The sequence below is a fragment of the Sinomicrobium halophytocola genome (assembly GCF_052983395.1).
In genome coordinates this window covers 16,181-33,297 of record NZ_JBRKIT010000013.1, presented here as the reverse complement: position 1 = coordinate 33,297, position 17,117 = coordinate 16,181, and the positions used below count along the sequence as shown (strand labels likewise).

Below are 17,117 nucleotides of genomic sequence, written 5' to 3'. Positions count from 1 at the left end.
TAACTTATTATGGCTCCCTTTTATACGGCCTGCTTTTGTGCAGGTATGTGCAATCCGCACTCCCTGTTCTCCAGGACTTTGGTAGGGTCATAATACCTGAACTCGTTTTCCAGACCGTTTTCTTCCAGGTACTCATCCAGTTGCTCATCCGACCAGTAATAAAACGGGGAAACTTTTATAACACCATCATTTCCCAGGGTAACAATATCTAATGAATCCCGGAATGCCGTCTGTCCTTTTCTGAGGTTGGTAAACCATACGTCCGGTTGGTGTTCTTCCATTGCTCTCCGGAAAGGCTCCAGTTTTACCTGTTCCGTAAACTCCTTGTGTAGAGGAGAATCTATATCCGGTATACCCATCACTACATCGCGATGCGCTGCGGTTTGTTTCGGGACAAATAAATGAACCCTAAGATCCAGTCTTTCTATAAGTCTTTCCGCATGTTTATAGGTCTGCGGCGTATTGTACCCTGTATCGCACCAAATCACGGAAATATCATTTTTTACGACAGTGGTAGCGTGCAGGATCGCCGCTTCATACGGCCTGAAATTAGTGGTTACCACCGGACGGTTTGCTGTTTCCAGCGCCCATTCTACAATCTCTTTAGGAGATTTGTCTTTCAGGTATTCGTTTATCTTTTTTAAATCCATGATTATTTATTTTTTGTGATTCGCAACCAGGCCCTTTCATGTAAATAATAGAGAATCATCTTGGAAACAACTTCTATACTCCCGATCCCCAGGGCAATCTTAATATCACCGGTAAGAATATAGGAAATAATCATAGTATCTATTGTTCCAACCAAACGCCATGAAACAGCCTTTAAAACAGACACCTTGCGACTGTCTGAAGCCGGTTTTAATTTCTGGGTTTTTAGCAAATCGAGTATCATAATAATGGTAATAGGATACAAATATACTATTAATCTATAGATTTACTAGATTTTAAAAAGATTTTTTTTAACTTTCGACTGAAAGGTCGCCCAGTGTCTTCTTCTCCAACACGCTGAGCATGCTGTCCCTGAGCTCCACCATAACCCTGTTCAGAGAGCATGCCTCCTCGGTTTTGCAATCACTGCACTTTTCGTAGAAATGCAGGCTGACGCATGGTAACGGGGCAATAGGTCCCTCCAGTATGCGCATCAGGGCGGCAATGGTTATCTGTTCGGGATCTTTTAACAGGTAATACCCTCCGCCTTTCCCCTTCTTGGAACCGAGAAAGCCGGAGTTTTTCAATTGTAGTAGTATAATTTCCAGGAACTTTTTGGAAATATTCTCACTTTCCGCAATTTCCGATATCAATACCGGTTTGCTATCTTCTCTCCTGGCCATGTAAACCAGGGCTTTTAGCCCGTATTTAGTTTTTTTTGATAACATATCTTAACTTGCCCTTAACCATACCTCCGGAAACAGATCCCGAAAGTAAGTTCTGCTCTAATATAACAATTATTTTTCGGTCTGCTCTTTTTCCAGGAATACCTCGGCCATCATACACCTTGCACTCCCGCCTCCACAGGCTTCTATAACATCGAGAGGAGAAGACAATATCGGGCAATGTTTTTCTATTGCGGCCTTTTGTTCCGGTGTCAGGCTATTGCGGGCGGCAGTACTCATAACCAGATGTTTTGTGCCGTCCTGTCCTTCTACCTGCAGCATATTACCTGCAAAATTGTTGACCTGGTCTTCCGTAATACGGATGATCTCTTTCCCGTCTTCCTGAAGATGCTTCACTATATTTTTTCGTTCTTTTTTATCGTCCAGGGAATCCAGGCAGATCACAGCGAAGTCCTCAGCAATGCACATCATTACATTGGTATGATATATTACCCTTCTTTTTCCTCCTACTGTCTGATAAGCAGTGAAAATGACCGGTGTGTATTCGAAGTTTTCACAAAATTCGATAAACAGCTCTTCGTCCGCCCTGGGGGATAATGCGCAATAGGCTTTGCGGTTCACCCGGTCCAGCACCATACTCCCGGTCCCTTCCAGGAAAATCTCATCTTCTTCGGCCTCGGTATAGTCTACAATGGTTTCTATTCGGAATCCTTGCTCCTCTACCATATCAAGGACTTCTTCCCGGCGCTCCGGTCTTCGGTTTTCGGCAAACATGGGATACAGAGCCACGGTGGCATTACCATGAAAGGATATCCAGTTATTCGGGAAAATGGAGTCCGGTGTATCCGGTTCATTGGTGTCCTCCACAACGATAACAGAAACTCCCGCAACTTTCAGTTTCTCCACGAAAGTATCGAATTCCTGCAAGGCCTTGGCCTGAACCGTTTCCGGTAGCAGATTATCCAGGACTTTCTGGTAATAATTGTTTACCGCAGTCTGTTCGTTCATCCGGAAACTTACCGGACGGATCATCAGTATGGTATTGGTTATTTGTTTTTCCATAATTATTTCCTGGTTAATGGCATTGTTGAGCAACGAAACAATCCTTCCTGCTTGGCAATTTCCGCATAGGCTACTTCTTCCACTACAAATCCGTTCTCCCTCAGCCAATTGTTCAAACGTGTAAAATTGCGTTCGGAGACCACTACATTGGTATCTATAGAAAACACGTTGGAGAACATATAATACATTTCGTCCCGGGTAATGTGAAACAGGTTGTCTTTTCCGAAAAGGTTTACCAGATAGTCATAATCTTTTTCCGTACGGAAACCACCTTTATAAATGATCCCTTTGTCTTTGCCTACGGGTTGGAAACAGCAATCCAGGTGCAGGGCATTGTCCCTGGCCTCGGTTTTGGACTTTACCAGGTCGAACTCCTTCACTTTTTTATTCGGAAAGAGCTCAGCGATAAACCGGACACCGTGCATATTGGTCCTTGCCGTTATCTGGTCAGGGTAATCGTCACCTTTATACGTCCCTACAAAAATATGATCGTTCCACAACATAACGTCCCCACCTTCTATATGTGCTTCTTCGGGTGGTGTGATGATCTTACCGGAAGGTATCTCATCCATGACATACTGAATGGCTCTCAGCTCTTTCTCCCGGTCGGGCAATATATTTGATTTTATAAGCAGATTATCGATCACAAAAGCTATATCTCTAGCAAATATCTGATTGCAGTCCGCTATGATGTCGGGGCGGAAAACCTGCACATCATATTTGTCCAATACATTGGCGAAAGCCTCCATTTCCGTAACCATGTCCTCTTCTTTCGGATAGGTTCCGGCTAAAATATGTTCCAGCGATTTCGGATCATAAGTGTCTTCGGGCGCAGGTACGGGACCGTTACTTCTTGCCGTTCCGAGTACTAACGTCCTTAGCCTGGAAGTTTCGTCTTTTACATTCAACTTCAACATAAAGATGATGATTTGTTACAAATATAAAAAAAGCAGAGACGCACAACTGTGCGTCCCTACTTGTTTTCTCAAAAAAGATCGGAAAAATCACCGGTCTTTTATCCTGCTTGTTTTTATCTTTTATCGATATCTGCGAACGGACGTTGGTTTTCCCCGATATATACCTGTCTCGGTCTTCCGATAGGCTCGTTACGCAGGCGCATTTCTCTCCATTGTGCTATCCATCCCGGCAGTCGTCCCATGGCAAACATTACGGTAAACATTTCCGTAGGGATGCCCAGTGCCCTGTAGATAATCCCGGAGTAAAAGTCCACATTCGGGTAGAGTTTTCTATCTACGAAATACTGATCTTCCAAAGCCTCTTTTTCCAGGCCTTTTGCAATATCAAGTATCGGATCTACAACTCCCAGATCTCCGAGAACTTCATCTGCGGCTTTTTTAATGATCTTTGCACGCGGATCGAAATTCTTATATACCCTGTGGCCAAATCCCATCAGTCGGAAAGGGTCTTCTTTGTCCTTGGCTTTAGCCATATACTTTTTAGTATCTCCTCCATCGGCCTTAATGCCTTCGAGCATTTCTATAACAGCTTGGTTAGCCCCCCCGTGAAGCGGCCCCCAAAGTGCAGAAATACCCGCAGAGATAGATGCGAACAGACCTGCATGAGAGGATCCTACAATCCGGACCGTAGACGTAGAACAGTTTTGTTCGTGATCTGCATGAAGTATTAACAGCTTGTCCAGAGCATTGATTGCAATCTCATTCTTTTTATACTCCTTGTGTGGTCTTTTGAACATCATTTTGGCGATGTTTTCTACATATCCGAGGCTATCGTCTCCATAGTCCAGCGGAAGTCCCTCTTTCTTGCGCAATGTCCACGCCACGAGAACCGGAAATTTAGCCATCAGTTTCACTATGGCCTTATACATGTCTTCCTCCGAAGATACATTGACCGAAGAAGGGTTAAATGCAATAAGAGCACTGGTAAGGGATGCAAGGACTCCCATAGGATGAGCGGACTTCGGAAAACTGTCGAGTATCTTCTTCATTTCCTCATCTACCACGGACTGGTCCTTTATATCATCGTGGAATTTTTCCAGTTGACTTTTTGTAGGCAACTCGCCAAAGATCAAAAGATATGCAACCTCAAGGAAATCGGCTTTTTCAGCCAGCTCTTCGATAGTATAACCGCGATAACGGAGAATTCCCTTTTCACCATCCAGGTATGTAATAGCGCTTTCACAAGATCCGGTATTCTTATACCCGGGATCAAGAGTTATGATCCCGCTTTTTGCCCGGAGAGTCTTGATATCTATCGCTATTTCATCTTCCGTTCCTATAGTTACAGGAAACTCATATTTTTCACCGTTATACTCTAAGGTAGCAATTTTTGACATAATAATTCTATAGATTTTAGATTCACTTATTTCCACATTTCGATAATCTGACAGATGTCTGAATAAGAGATGTGAATGAGAGTTGCGAAAATACAAAATAATGTGTTAATATAAGGTTAATTACCACTATTTTTGCTTGTTTCACAGTACAAAAAACAGATATTTTATACTGATATCTCATCGGTTATTCTCCGGAAATTACAACGTATTCCGCATGTGCTTCCGGACCGGCTTCTCCTATACTTTAAAAAGCTTACAGGAAACGTTTTTTTATCCCGAAAACCGTGAAAAGAAAAAAATCTCAAACACAAAAAACCCCGGAAGCTGGACTTCCGGGGTTTCTCTTATTCTATTATTTTTCCGGGAGGAAATACTTATTTTACCTTAAAAGCTTTTTCTTTCGGATAATATGCTACATCTCCCAGTTCTTCTTCTATGCGGAGCAACTGGTTATATTTGGCCATACGGTCACTTCGGGAAGCAGATCCGGTTTTTATCTGACCGGTGTTCAGTGCCACGGCAAGATCGGCGATAGTATTGTCTTCGGTTTCTCCGGAACGGTGCGACATTACGGAAGTATACCCCGCGTTATGCGCCATGTTTACTGCCGCGATGGTTTCGGTTAGGGTACCTATCTGGTTTACTTTGATCAGGATGGAATTGGCAATACCGTTCTCAATACCACGAGAAAGTCTTTCTACGTTGGTAACAAACAAGTCATCCCCAACCAGCTGAACCTTATCCCCGACCTTCTCAGTAAGGTATTTCCAGCCTTCCCAGTCGTTTTCATCCATACCGTCCTCAATGGAGATTATCGGATATTTACCTGCCAGTTCCGCCAGGTAATCTGCCTGCTCCTGTGATGTTCTTACTTTCCCTTTGTCTCCTTCGAATTTAGTATAGTCGTACTTGCCATCTACATAGAATTCGGCAGAAGCACAATCCAGCGCGATCTTCACTTCATCACCGGCTTGGTAACCTGCTTTTCCGATAGCTTTAATAATGGTATCTAACGCATCCTCGGTACCATCCAGAGTGGGAGCAAAACCGCCTTCGTCTCCTACGGCAGTACTAAGGCCTCTGTCGTGTAATACTTTTTTGAGATTGTGGAATATCTCGGTCCCCATTTGCATGGCATGCGTAAAGCTTTCTGCTTTTACAGGCATGATCATAAACTCCTGGAAGGCAATAGGAGCGTCGGAGTGAGATCCACCATTAATAATGTTCATCATAGGCACGGGAAGTGTGTTAGCACTAACTCCCCCGACATAACGATACAAAGGCATCCCCAGTTCGTTTGCTGCAGCTTTTGCTACAGCCAGGGAAACCCCGAGTATGGCATTAGCACCCAGTTTGGATTTGTTTGGTGTACCATCTATCTCTATCATTTTTTTATCGATAGCGTTTTGCTCAAAAACAGATGTTCCTACAAGCTCTTCCGCAAGTATGTTGTTTACATTATCAACTGCTTTAGAAACACCTTTGCCCATATAGGAAGAACCCCCGTCTCTAAGTTCTACGGCTTCATGCTCTCCCGTAGATGCTCCCGAAGGTACTGCCGCCCTTCCCAGTATACCACTTTCGGTAACTACATCTACTTCTACGGTAGGGTTACCTCTCGAATCTAAAATCTGCCTTGCGTGAACACTAATAATTATACTCATAATATTACTTTGTTATAGTCTTTTTCTTTTTCGTTTGTTATGTCTGAATATTAGTTTAGTATACTAACTGTTTACCGTGGGTTTTTGGGCGATCATCTCCACAAACTGATCAAAAAGATAAGAAGCATCGTGAGGTCCGGGACTGGCTTCCGGGTGATATTGTACCGAAAAGCAGTTCTTTTCTTTAATGCGGATACCTGCAACGGTATTGTCGTTCAGATGCAGGTGTGTAATTTCCACATCGGGATGGCTCTCTACTTCTTCCCGGTTGACCGCAAATCCATGATTCTGAGAAGTGATCTCCCCTTTACCGGATATCAGGTTTTTTACCGGGTGATTAATCCCCCTGTGCCCATTGTGCATTTTATATGTAGATATCCCATGAGACAAGGCTATAACCTGGTGTCCGAGACAAATACCGAAAAGAGGCAGGTCCTCGTCAATTATCCTTTTGGCCACTGCTATGGCACTATCAAGTGGTTCGGGGTCACCCGGGCCGTTTGACAGAAAATAACCATCAGGATTCCAGGCCTGTAGTTCTTCAAAACCGGCATCATAAGGGAAAACTTTAACATAAGCCCCTCTTGCCGCAAGATTTCTCAGGATATTTTTTTTGATTCCCAGATCAAGTGCTGCTATCTTGTACGTAGCATCCGGGTTACCAAAATAGTAAGGTTCTTTTGTGGATACCTTGGAGGACAACTCCAGTCCCTTCATCTCCGGAACCCCTGCAAGTTGTGCTTTCAATTCGTCGATTTTGTCCACTTCCGTAGAAATAACGGCATTCATGGCCCCGTTGTCTCTGATGTAGCTTACCAGCGCCCTGGTATCTACATCCGAAATCGCAAACAGATCATTTTCCTCCAGAAAATCTTTCAGGGAACCTTTCGCATCTACGCGAGAATAATCATAGCTGAAATTCTTGCAAACCAGTCCGGCTATTTTAACCGAATCCGATTCTACCTCTTCCGCGTTCACACCATAGTTACCGATGTGCGCGTTTGTCGTAACCATAATCTGCCCGAAATATGACGGGTCCGTAAAGATCTCCTGATAACCGGTCATCCCGGTATTAAAACACACTTCACCGAAGGCAGTTCCTTCTTTACCTACTGCTTTTCCATAAAAAATGGTCCCATCCGCAAGGATAATGACCGCTTTCTTTCTTGATTGATACTTCATGTACGGATAAGTATTTAAAAAAAATTCTTCCGATGCCTTTTAGATTTAAGGGCTTACCTGGTGTTTCAGAAACATTTAGACCATCTGTCGTACCTCCTCATTCCTGACATTCCGAAGAACTTTAAAAAGTTTTACAAAATAACATAAAAAAAAGGATAAACTAAAATGTTTATCCTTTTGATATGTAATGATTTCGTTATCATTTGTTATTCCTCCGTCGAAGGTTTTTTATCTTCTCCTTCTTCGGCTTTATCGGCCTTTTCAGCCTTAGGTTCTTTCTTTGGAGCTTCCGCCTTTTTCTCTTCGGCAGCTTTTTCTTCTTTTACTGCAGTTTCAGCCGTTGCCGTTTCTTCTTCCTGAGATTTTTTGCTTCTTCCCCTTCTGGTAGATTTCTTCTTAGCTGCTTTACCTGTATCGTAAGTTTCGTTATAGTCTACAAGTTCTATAAGAGCCATATCCGCGTTATCTCCAAGTCGGTTACCCAGTTTAATAATCCTGGTGTATCCTCCCGGACGATCTGCAACCTTAACCGCTACATCTCTGAAAAGTTCAGTTACGGCATATTTATTTCTCAGCTTGGTGAAAACTATTCTTCGGTTGTGGGTTGTATCATCTTTGGACTTGGTCACCAAAGGCTCGATAAATTGCTTCAGAGCTTTAGCCTTTGCTACTGTTGTATTAATACGTTTGTGTTCTATTAAAGAGCACGCCATATTTGCCAACATAGCCTTTCGGTGTGCCGATTTCCTCCCTAAGTGGTTTATTTTCTTTCCGTGTCTCATCTTAATTCCCTAATTGTTCTTTTCCGGAAATGCACTCCCCTGAAGGGGAATACATTCGAAAAAGGAAAAGATTAATCTTTATCTAATTTATATTTTGACAAATCCATCCCGAAGCTCAGTCCTTTCACGCTTACCAGTTCTTCCAGTTCAGTCAGAGACTTTTTGCCGAAGTTTCGGAATTTCATTAAATCGTTCTTGTTAAAGGACACCAGGTCTCCCAGGGTATCTACCTCGGCAGCTTTCAGACAGTTCAATGCACGTACGGACAAGTCCATATCTACCAGTTTGGTTTTCAGCAATTGTCTCATGTGCAGAGACTCCTCGTCATAGGTTTCCGTCTGTGCGATCTCATCAGCTTCTAGGGTTATTCTCTCATCGGAGAACAACATAAAGTGATGAATCAGTATTTTAGCTGCTTCGGTAAGGGCGTCTTTAGGATGAATGGAACCGTCGGTGATAATTTCAAAAACCAGTTTTTCATAGTCAGTCTTCTGTTCCACACGATAGTTCTCTATACTATACTTTACGTTCTTTATAGGAGTAAAGATAGAATCCGTAAAAATAGTACCTATAGGAGCATTGGGCTTTTTGTTCTCTTCAGCAGGAACATAACCTCTTCCTTTTTCTATAGTAAGCTCCAGGTTGATGTTAACGCTGGGCTCCATATTACAGATAACCAGATCCGGGTTCAGTACCTGAAAACCGGAAATGAATTTCTGAAAGTCTCCTGCTGTCAATTGCTCCTTACCGGTAATGGATACGGAAACCGTCTCGTTATCCACATCTTCTATCTGTCTTTTAAAACAGATCTGCTTCAGATTGAGGATAATTTCCGTAACGTCTTCTACTACACCGGATATGGTGGAGAATTCATGCTCCACACTTTCTATTTTTACTGATGTAATAGCAAAACCGTCCAAAGAAGCCAGTAAGACTCTTCGCAATGCGTTACCAACGGTCAATCCGTATCCGGGTTCCAAAGGACGAAATTCAAATTTCCCTTCGAAATCGGAAGAATCGATCATTATAACTTTATCGGGCTTTTGAAAATTAAATATTGCCATAATTCGACAGCTGTCTGATTATTATTTAGAGTATAACTCGACGATTAATTGTTCCTTGATGTTTTCCGGAATTTGTATTCTTTCCGGAACAGCTACGAAGGAACCTTCTTTTTTTTCTGTATTCCATGTAATCCATTCATACACGCTGGAGTTGTTTGCCAAAGAATTCTCAATCACCTCGAGAGATTTGGATTTTTCACGAACTCCAACAACATCGCCGGGTTTTAAAGCATAAGAAGGAATGTTTACGATTTCCCCGTTTACGGTAATGTGACGGTGTGACACCAATTGTCTTGCACCGCTTCTGGAAGGTGAAACTCCCATTCTGTAAACAACGTTGTCCAGACGGGATTCACATAATTGCAGTAACACCTCACCGGTAACTCCCTTGCTTCGGTTCGCTTTTTCAAACAGGTTCCTGAATTGTTTTTCAAGGATTCCGTAGGTGTATTTTGCTTTTTGCTTCTCCATTAACTGGATAGCATATTCTGATTTTTTTCCTCTCCTGCGATTGTTACCATGTTGTCCGGGAGGATAGTTTTTCTTTTCAAAAGATTTGTCGTCTCCAAAGATCGGCTCTCCGAATTTCCTCGCGATCTTCGTTTTTGGACCAGTATATCTTGCCATGTTTTTAAATATTTTTGAGGATGATTATGAATTAAGGCTTATCCTTCGATAATCGTTAACTATCCCCGTTATGCAATTATTAATTTACTTAAACTCTTCTTCTTTTCGGTGGACGACATCCATTGTGCGGCAATGGTGTAACGTCTATGATCTCGGTTACTTCTATACCAGCATTGTGGAGGGTACGGATGGCTGATTCCCTTCCGTTACCCGGTCCTTTTACATAGACCTTCACTTTCCTAAGACCAGATTCCTGCGCTATTTTAGCAGCATCTTCCGCAGCTACCTGGGCGGCATAAGGAGTGTTTTTCTTAGACCCCCTAAAGCCCATTTTCCCGGCAGATGACCAGGATACCACATCTCCTTTTTTGTTAGTCAGAGATATGATGATATTGTTGAATGATGCAGAAATATGCGCTTCACCTACAGATTCTACAACGACCTTGCGTTTCTTAGAAGATTTTGTATTTGATTTTGCCATACTATCCTACGTATTATTTAGTTGCTTTCTTCTTGTTGGCAACAGTTTTTCGTTTACCTTTTCTAGTCCTTGAATTATTCTTGGTCCTTTGTCCTCTCAGCGGTAAACCAATCCTGTGGCGGATACCTCTGTAACATCCGATATCCATCAATCGTTTGATGTGTAGCTGTACTTCAGAACGCAATTCTCCCTCAATCTTGAAAACACCTACGGCTTCACGAATACGGTTAATTTCGTCATCAGTCCATTCAGACACTTTGGTATCTTCATTCACTTCCGCTTTAGCCAAAATTTCCTTGGCCCTGCTTTTTCCAATACCAAAAATATAGGTTAACGATATAACCCCTCGTTTGTGTTTTGGTATATCTACTCCTGCGATTCTTGCCATAATTACCCTTGTCTTTGTTTAAATCTAGGATTCTTTTTATTAATTACGTACAATCTCCCCTTACGACGCACAATCTTGCACTCGGGACTTCTCTTCTTTAATGATGCTCTTACTTTCATGATAATTCAATATTCAAGGTTCAAGGTTCAAGTTTAACTTTGAATTCCGAACCATTTAGTATCTATAAGTGATTCTCGCTTTTGAAAGGTCATACGGGCTCATCTCCAGTTTTACCTTATCGCCAGGCAACAGCTTTATGTAATGCATACGCATTTTACCGGATATATGAGCAGTAACCACATGACCATTTTCCAGTTCCACACGAAACATAGCATTTGACAATGCTTCGATTATCGTTCCGTCTTGCTCTATTGCTGCTTGTTTAGCCATTTATATACTTCTCAGTTTTTTAACCTGCCTGTAGGGCAGATAGGTTTACGATTTACAATGTCGACGATACCCTACCCATAAGCTATTACCATACTAGGCAACTACTTTTCTGTTTTTACCCGTTTTCATCAACCCGTCATAGTGCCTGTTCAGCAAATATGAGTTTACCTGTTGCATCGTATCTATTGCCACACCGACCATAATAAGCAATGATGTACCGCCATAAAACAAGGCCCATCCCTGCTGCATTCCAACGATCTTTACTACAAAAGCGGGCAAAATAGCTATAATGGCCAGGAATATCGATCCGGGGAAAGTGATCAAAGACATTATTTTGTCCAGATAATCCCCCGTTTCCTTTCCGGGTTTTATACCGGGTATGAACCCTCCGCTTCTTTTAAGATCGTCTGCCATTTTATTGGTAGGTACCGTAATGGCGGTGTAAAAATATGTAAAAACTATGATCAGCAATGCAAAGACCAGGTTATACCAGAAACCGAAGATATCCATAAAAGCTGTTTTCACTGATTGTGCAGCTTCGGAATCAGACAATCCTGCCAGCGCTCCCGGAACAAACATAATGGCCTGTGCAAAAATTATAGGCATTACACCCGAAGCGTTAAGCTTCAAAGGAATATACTGCCTTGATCCGAATACGTTTTTTTCATAACCTCCGGAAGCTGTTCTCCTTGCATATTGCACGGGTATCTGTCTTGTCGCCATAACCAGCATAATACTGGCCAGAATAACTACAAACCAGATCACAAGTTCAATAAGGATCAGCATCAGTCCTCCGTTATTTTCGGATACCCTGGATGCAAATTCCTGGGCAAAAGACTGAGGCAACCGGGCTATAATCCCCACCATGATGAGCAGTGAAATACCATTACCGATACCTTTATCCGTAATCTTTTCACCGAGCCACATCGCAAATATTGTACCGGTCACCAAAATAATAACCGACGGAATGATAAAATCGAACCCTTTCCCCAGGAGGAAAGCACTGTCTGGTACACCTAACGCCCCAAGCCCGTACAGATATGCCGGCGCCTGAACCACACATATGGCAATAGTCAGCCAACGCGTGATCTGGTTAATGGTTTTCCTGCCGCTTTCTCCCTCTTTTTGCAGTTTTTGCAGGTAAGGGATAGCGATTCCCATAAGCTGCACAACAATAGAGGCCGATATATAGGGCATAATACCCAAAGCGAAAACGGAAGCATTGGCAAAGGCCCCTCCCGTAAAAGCATTAAGAATTCCCAATAAACCGGTGTCTGTTTTGCTCGACAGTTCCGCCAGTTGTACCGAATCAACACCGGGAAGTACGATTTGCGTACCGAACCGGTACACCAGCAGCAACCCCAGGGTCACCACTATTCTGCTTTTCAGCTCTTCTATCTTCCAAATGTTGCTAAGTGTCTCTAAAAATTTCTTCATGGTCGGTTTTTTCTTATAAAGTTACCGCTTCTCCTCCTGCCTTTTCTATGGCAGCTTTAGCGCTAGCAGTAAATTTATGTACAGATATTTTTAGCTTTGCCTTTAGTTCTCCACCTCCCAGTATTTTAACCAGGTCAGATTTTTTAACTACCCGGTTGTTTACCAAGATATCCATATCCACAGTATCGGTGACAACACCTTTGTCTACCATCTCCTGTAATTTACTCAGGTTTATCCCTACGTATTCTTTACGGTTTATGTTTGTAAACCCGAATTTAGGAACACGCCTTTGAAGTGGCATCTGCCCACCTTCAAAACCGATTTTCTTAGAGTATCCGGAACGAGACTTAGCCCCTTTGTGACCTCTTGTAGCGGTACCGCCTTTTCCAGATCCTTCTCCACGGCCAACTCTTTTCCCGTCCTTATGTACTGAACCTTCTGCAGGTTTTAAGTTACTTAAGTTCATAACTATATTGTTAATTAAGCCTCTTCTACAGAAACTAAGTGTTTAACTTTATTTACCATACCAAGGATATTCGATGTAGCATCGTGTTCTACAACCTGTCCTATCTTTCTCAGGCCAAGAGCTTCTAAGGTTCTCTTTTGATCCTGAGGACGCTTAATGTTGCTCTTTACTTGTGTAACTCTGATCTTTCCCATTTTTAATCCTTGTTTATCCTTTAAAAACTTTCTCCAGAGAAATACCCCGCTGAGCAGCTATGGTACCGGCATCCCTCAACTGCAACAAAGCATCGAAAGTAGCTTTCACCACATTGTGAGGATTAGACGATCCCTGAGACTTAGACAATACATCGTGTACTCCTACGGCCTCCAGTACGGAACGAACCGCACCTCCGGCAATAACTCCAGTACCGTGAGAAGCCGGTTGCAGATATACTCTTGCACCGCCATATTTTCCTTTTTGTTCATGAGGCAGTGTGCCTTTGTTCAAAGGAATACGAACCATGTTTTTCTTAGCATCTTCGACAGCTTTGGAAATAGCGTCGGCAACTTCTTTGGATTTACCCAGTCCGTGACCTACAACACCATTTTCATCTCCAACTACCACAATAGCAGAAAATCCGAATGCTCTACCTCCTTTAGTAACCTTAGTAACTCTCTGTACGCCAACCAGACGGTCTTTCAGTTCCAGCCCGCCGGGTTTTACCAATTCTGCGTTTTTGTATTTCTGATACATAATTTCTTAGAATTTTAGTCCTGCTTCCCTAGCTCCTTCTGCTAATGATTTTACTCTTCCGTGATACAGATACCCACCCCTGTCAAAAGAAACGGTTTCTATACCGGATTTCAATGCTTTCTCGGCGATAGCCTTTCCAACCAAAGCAGACACCTCTATCTTGGTTGCTTTAGCGCCAGCAATGTCCTTATCTCTGGAAGATGCCGATGCCAAAGTAACTCCCTGTACATCATCTACCAGCTGTGCATAAATCTCTTTATTGCTTCTGAAAACAGCCAGTCTCGGCTTCTCAGCCGTTCCGCTGATCACCTTTCTGATCCTGTTTTTTATACGTATTCTTCTTTCCGTCTTTGATAATGCCATAATGCTAATTATTAAGCTGATTTACCTGCTTTTCTCCTCAATTGCTCACCGACAAACTTAATACCTTTCCCTTTATAAGGTTCCGGTTTACGGAACGAACGAATCTTAGCCGCCACCTGGCCAACCAATTGTTTATCGAACGATGTCAGTTTAATAACAGGATTCTTCCCTTTTTCAGAAATGGTCTCCACCTTAACTTCCGGTGCCAGTTCCAAAACTATATTGTGAGAAAAACCAAGAGCAAGATCAAGTTTCTGACCCTGGTTGCTGGCTCTGTATCCCACACCTACCAGTTCCAATTGTTTGGTAAACCCTTCAGAAACTCCCAAAATCATATTATTGATCAGCGTTCGGTAAAGTCCGTGCTTTGCATTTTGGTCTTTGCTTTCTTCTTTAGTTTCCAATATAATCTGTCCATCTTCCTGCTTTACAGCAATGTCTTTAACTTCTTGAGTTAATTCGCCTAATTTACCCTTTACAATTACGTTATCACCGTCTATGGTTACGGTAACTCCGTCAGGTATATTAACTGGACTTTTTCCTATTCTTGACATTTTCTTTGTCTTTATTTTGTTAGTAAACGTAACACAACACTTCACCACCAACATTATCCTGCTTGGCCTGCTTGCTGGTCATTACCCCATGAGAAGTAGAGACAATAGCTACTCCCAAACCGTTCAGGACCCTGGGGAGATCATCAGAACCAACATACTTACGCAACCCGGGTTTACTCACACGTTGTATCTTCTTGATAATGGGCTCCTTGGTAACTTTGTTATATTTCAAAGCTATCTTTATAGTCCCCTGCACGGAGTTATCCTCAAATTTATAGCTGAGGATGTATCCCTGATCAAACAAGATCTTGGTTATTTCTTTTTTCAAATTAGAAGCAGGAATTTCTACTACACGGTGTCCGGCACTGTTAGCATTCCTGATTCTTGTCAAATAATCTGCTATAGGATCTGTATACATTTGTATTTATTTGCGGTTGCAGTTTTCAGGCAAACCTGAACTTACCACCAGTTAAAATCTACCAACTTGCTTTTTTAACACCTGGAATCAATCCCTGGTTAGCCATTTCGCGGAAGGTAACACGAGATAAACCAAAAACTCTCATATACCCTTTGGGTCTGCCTGTAAGTTTACATCGGTTGTGCAATCTTACCGGCGAAGCGTTTTTAGGTAATTTTTGCAAAGCCTCATAATCTCCGGCTTCTTTAAGATCCTTACGTTTTTGGGCGTATTTTGCAACCAGCTTTTCTCTCTTCACCTCGCGGGCTTTCATGGATTCTTTAGCCATACTTAATTCTTTTTAAAAGGTAATCCTAATTCGCTTAACAATGATTTTGCCTCTTTATCAGTATCGGCAGAGGTAACAAAAGTGATATCCATACCGGAAATCTTATTCACTTTGTCGATATCAATCTCCGGGAATATAATCTGCTCGGTAACACCAAGGTTATAATTTCCTCTTCCGTCAAAACCAGTGGCTTTGATACCGTTAAAGTCTCTAACCCTTGGCAATGCACTTGTCACCAATCTGTCCAGAAACTCATACATTCTCTCTCCTCTAAGGGTAACTTTAGCCCCGATAGGCATCCCTTTACGCAATTTGAAAGAAGCAACGTCCTTTTTAGATAGGGTAGACACCGCTTTTTGCCCGGTTATCCTGCCAAGCTCATCTACGGCATGGTCTATAAGCTTCTTATCGGCAACAGCAGCTCCAACACCACGGCTAACTACGATCTTTTCCAGTTTAGGCACTTGCATTATGTTCTTGTACCCGAACTCTTCTGTAAGAGCAGTAACTATCCTGTCCTTATACTCTTGTTTCAATCTCGGAATGTAAGCCATAACTAAATTACTTCATTAGATTTCTTGGAAACTCTCACTTTCTTACCATCCTTCACTTCATACCCCACCCTTGTCGTTTCTTTCGACTTAGGATCGATCAAAGACAAGTTAGATATATGAATAGGAGCTTCTTTTTCAACGATTCCTCCCTGAGGGTTGTTAGCACTCGGCTTTTGATGTTTGTGAACTGTGTTCACTCCCTCAACGATCGCTTTATTCTTTTCACGATCTACTCTAAGGACCTTACCTTCCGAACCTTTATGATCTCCGGCAATTACCCTTACAGTATCTCCTGATTTTATTTTTAGCTTTGTCATTTTGCAATCTATTACAGCACCTCAGGCGCTAATGATACGATCTTCATAAATTGCTTGTCGCGAAGTTCTCTGGCAACCGGACCGAAAACACGTGTTCCACGCATTTCACCGGCAGCATTCAACAGCACACAAGCATTGTCATCGAAACGGATGTAAGAACCGTCTGGTCTTCTTACTTCCTTCTTGGTACGAACTACCACAGCAGTGGATACTTGTCCTTTTTTAACACTTCCGTTCGGAGTGGCTTCCTTTACAGTAACCACGATTTTATCACCTACAGAAGCATATCTTCTTTTTGTACCACCGAGAACACGGATAGTCAGAACTTCTTTAGCCCCGGTATTATCCGCTACTTTTAATCTACTTTCTTGCTGTACCATAATTACTTAGCTCTTTCAATGATTTCGACTAACCTCCAACACTTGGTTCTACTCAACGGACGGGTTTCCATTATCTTTACGGTATCGCCAATGTTGCAATCGTTCTTTTCATCGTGCGCGACATATTTTTTAGTCTTCAACACGAATTTTCCGTACATAGGGTGTTTTACCCGTTTCACTTCGGAAACGACAATGGATTTCTCCATTTTATTACTGGTCACAACACCTATTCTTTCTTTTCTTAATTTTCTTTTTTCTTCCATCTTAAAGCAGCATAGAA

The 17,117-nt window shown here is 42.3% G+C and carries 27 protein-coding genes; all 27 read right to left on the bottom strand.

The genetic code is table 11. The features are described 5' to 3' along the window. Positions 1-20: 20 nt before the first annotated feature. A complete protein-coding gene (locus tag ACVBDY_RS05260) occupies positions 21-650 on the bottom strand; it encodes a phosphoadenosine phosphosulfate reductase domain-containing protein (RefSeq protein WP_447174421.1) in 630 nt (209 codons plus the stop codon). 2 nt (positions 651-652) lie between these two features. After that, positions 653-892, bottom strand: coding sequence for a DUF2061 domain-containing protein (locus tag ACVBDY_RS05255; RefSeq protein WP_447174420.1), 240 nt, complete (start codon positions 890-892; stop codon positions 653-655). A 67-nt stretch (positions 893-959) separates the two neighbouring features. Beyond that, on the bottom strand, positions 960-1,376 hold the full coding sequence (locus ACVBDY_RS05250; RefSeq protein WP_447174419.1) for an RrF2 family transcriptional regulator: 417 nt from the start codon (positions 1,374-1,376) through the stop codon (positions 960-962). A 69-nt stretch (positions 1,377-1,445) separates the two neighbouring features. Continuing rightward, on the bottom strand, positions 1,446-2,396 hold the full coding sequence (gene ctlX / locus ACVBDY_RS05245; protein WP_447174418.1) for a citrulline utilization hydrolase CtlX: 951 nt from the start codon (positions 2,394-2,396) through the stop codon (positions 1,446-1,448). A 2-nt stretch (positions 2,397-2,398) separates the two neighbouring features. Beyond that, the gene (locus tag ACVBDY_RS05240) at positions 2,399-3,313 is read right to left on the bottom strand and encodes a dimethylarginine dimethylaminohydrolase family protein (RefSeq protein ID WP_447174417.1); all 915 of its coding nucleotides are present in this window, start codon (positions 3,311-3,313) and stop codon (positions 2,399-2,401) included. A 113-nt stretch (positions 3,314-3,426) separates the two neighbouring features. After that, positions 3,427-4,710: a citrate synthase gene (locus tag ACVBDY_RS05235; protein WP_447174416.1), complete on the bottom strand. Its 1,284-nt coding sequence runs from the start codon at positions 4,708-4,710 to the stop codon at positions 3,427-3,429. Positions 4,711-5,084: 374 nt separating this feature from the next. After that, positions 5,085-6,374: a phosphopyruvate hydratase gene (eno, locus tag ACVBDY_RS05230; protein ID WP_447174415.1), complete on the bottom strand. Its 1,290-nt coding sequence runs from the start codon at positions 6,372-6,374 to the stop codon at positions 5,085-5,087. A 63-nt stretch (positions 6,375-6,437) separates the two neighbouring features. Further along, complete coding sequence (gene carA / locus ACVBDY_RS05225; protein ID WP_447174414.1) at positions 6,438-7,556, bottom strand: glutamine-hydrolyzing carbamoyl-phosphate synthase small subunit; 1,119 nt, start codon at positions 7,554-7,556, stop codon at positions 6,438-6,440. A gap of 206 nt (positions 7,557-7,762) precedes the next feature. Next, on the bottom strand, positions 7,763-8,338 hold the full coding sequence (gene rplQ / locus ACVBDY_RS05220; protein ID WP_447174413.1) for a 50S ribosomal protein L17: 576 nt from the start codon (positions 8,336-8,338) through the stop codon (positions 7,763-7,765). 71 nt (positions 8,339-8,409) lie between these two features. Continuing rightward, positions 8,410-9,402, bottom strand: coding sequence for a DNA-directed RNA polymerase subunit alpha (locus ACVBDY_RS05215; protein WP_447174412.1), 993 nt, complete (start codon positions 9,400-9,402; stop codon positions 8,410-8,412). Positions 9,403-9,423: 21 nt separating this feature from the next. Continuing rightward, positions 9,424-10,029, bottom strand: a complete 606-nt coding sequence (gene rpsD, locus ACVBDY_RS05210; protein WP_447174411.1) for a 30S ribosomal protein S4 — start codon at positions 10,027-10,029, stop codon at positions 9,424-9,426. A gap of 88 nt (positions 10,030-10,117) precedes the next feature. Further along, entirely contained in the window at positions 10,118-10,510 is a 393-nt protein-coding gene (gene rpsK, locus ACVBDY_RS05205) for a 30S ribosomal protein S11 (RefSeq protein WP_447174410.1), read from the bottom strand. Between the two features lie 13 nt (positions 10,511-10,523). Further along, positions 10,524-10,898, bottom strand: coding sequence for a 30S ribosomal protein S13 (gene rpsM / locus ACVBDY_RS05200; protein WP_447174409.1), 375 nt, complete (start codon positions 10,896-10,898; stop codon positions 10,524-10,526). A gap of 2 nt (positions 10,899-10,900) precedes the next feature. Continuing rightward, on the bottom strand, positions 10,901-11,017 hold the full coding sequence (ykgO, locus tag ACVBDY_RS05195; protein WP_074978891.1) for a type B 50S ribosomal protein L36: 117 nt from the start codon (positions 11,015-11,017) through the stop codon (positions 10,901-10,903). A 55-nt stretch (positions 11,018-11,072) separates the two neighbouring features. Further along, the gene (gene infA / locus ACVBDY_RS05190; RefSeq protein WP_123216423.1) at positions 11,073-11,288 is read right to left on the bottom strand and encodes a translation initiation factor IF-1; all 216 of its coding nucleotides are present in this window, start codon (positions 11,286-11,288) and stop codon (positions 11,073-11,075) included. Positions 11,289-11,381: 93 nt separating this feature from the next. Next, positions 11,382-12,725, bottom strand: coding sequence for a preprotein translocase subunit SecY (gene secY / locus ACVBDY_RS05185; RefSeq protein WP_447174408.1), 1,344 nt, complete (start codon positions 12,723-12,725; stop codon positions 11,382-11,384). Between the two features lie 13 nt (positions 12,726-12,738). After that, positions 12,739-13,191 (bottom strand): 50S ribosomal protein L15, encoded by a 453-nt coding sequence (gene rplO / locus ACVBDY_RS05180; RefSeq protein WP_447174407.1) that lies wholly within the window; start codon positions 13,189-13,191, stop codon positions 12,739-12,741. A gap of 14 nt (positions 13,192-13,205) precedes the next feature. Beyond that, positions 13,206-13,385: a 50S ribosomal protein L30 gene (gene rpmD / locus ACVBDY_RS05175; protein WP_447174406.1), complete on the bottom strand. Its 180-nt coding sequence runs from the start codon at positions 13,383-13,385 to the stop codon at positions 13,206-13,208. Positions 13,386-13,398: 13 nt separating this feature from the next. Further along, positions 13,399-13,923, bottom strand: coding sequence for a 30S ribosomal protein S5 (gene rpsE / locus ACVBDY_RS05170; RefSeq protein WP_447174405.1), 525 nt, complete (start codon positions 13,921-13,923; stop codon positions 13,399-13,401). Positions 13,924-13,929: 6 nt separating this feature from the next. Continuing rightward, positions 13,930-14,286 (bottom strand): 50S ribosomal protein L18, encoded by a 357-nt coding sequence (rplR, locus tag ACVBDY_RS05165; protein WP_447174404.1) that lies wholly within the window; start codon positions 14,284-14,286, stop codon positions 13,930-13,932. 11 nt (positions 14,287-14,297) lie between these two features. Next, positions 14,298-14,840 (bottom strand): 50S ribosomal protein L6, encoded by a 543-nt coding sequence (gene rplF / locus ACVBDY_RS05160; protein ID WP_447174403.1) that lies wholly within the window; start codon positions 14,838-14,840, stop codon positions 14,298-14,300. A gap of 19 nt (positions 14,841-14,859) precedes the next feature. Then, complete coding sequence (gene rpsH, locus ACVBDY_RS05155; protein ID WP_447174402.1) at positions 14,860-15,258, bottom strand: 30S ribosomal protein S8; 399 nt, start codon at positions 15,256-15,258, stop codon at positions 14,860-14,862. A gap of 58 nt (positions 15,259-15,316) precedes the next feature. Further along, positions 15,317-15,586, bottom strand: a complete 270-nt coding sequence (rpsN, locus tag ACVBDY_RS05150) for a 30S ribosomal protein S14 (RefSeq protein WP_447174401.1) — start codon at positions 15,584-15,586, stop codon at positions 15,317-15,319. 2 nt (positions 15,587-15,588) lie between these two features. Then, positions 15,589-16,140, bottom strand: coding sequence for a 50S ribosomal protein L5 (gene rplE, locus ACVBDY_RS05145; protein ID WP_447174400.1), 552 nt, complete (start codon positions 16,138-16,140; stop codon positions 15,589-15,591). Positions 16,141-16,142: 2 nt separating this feature from the next. After that, complete coding sequence (rplX, locus tag ACVBDY_RS05140) at positions 16,143-16,457, bottom strand: 50S ribosomal protein L24 (protein ID WP_447174399.1); 315 nt, start codon at positions 16,455-16,457, stop codon at positions 16,143-16,145. Positions 16,458-16,468: 11 nt separating this feature from the next. Then, positions 16,469-16,837, bottom strand: a complete 369-nt coding sequence (gene rplN / locus ACVBDY_RS05135) for a 50S ribosomal protein L14 (protein ID WP_447174398.1) — start codon at positions 16,835-16,837, stop codon at positions 16,469-16,471. Between the two features lie 2 nt (positions 16,838-16,839). Then, positions 16,840-17,100 (bottom strand): 30S ribosomal protein S17, encoded by a 261-nt coding sequence (gene rpsQ, locus ACVBDY_RS05130; RefSeq protein WP_072318077.1) that lies wholly within the window; start codon positions 17,098-17,100, stop codon positions 16,840-16,842. Positions 17,101-17,117 lie beyond the last annotated feature (17 nt).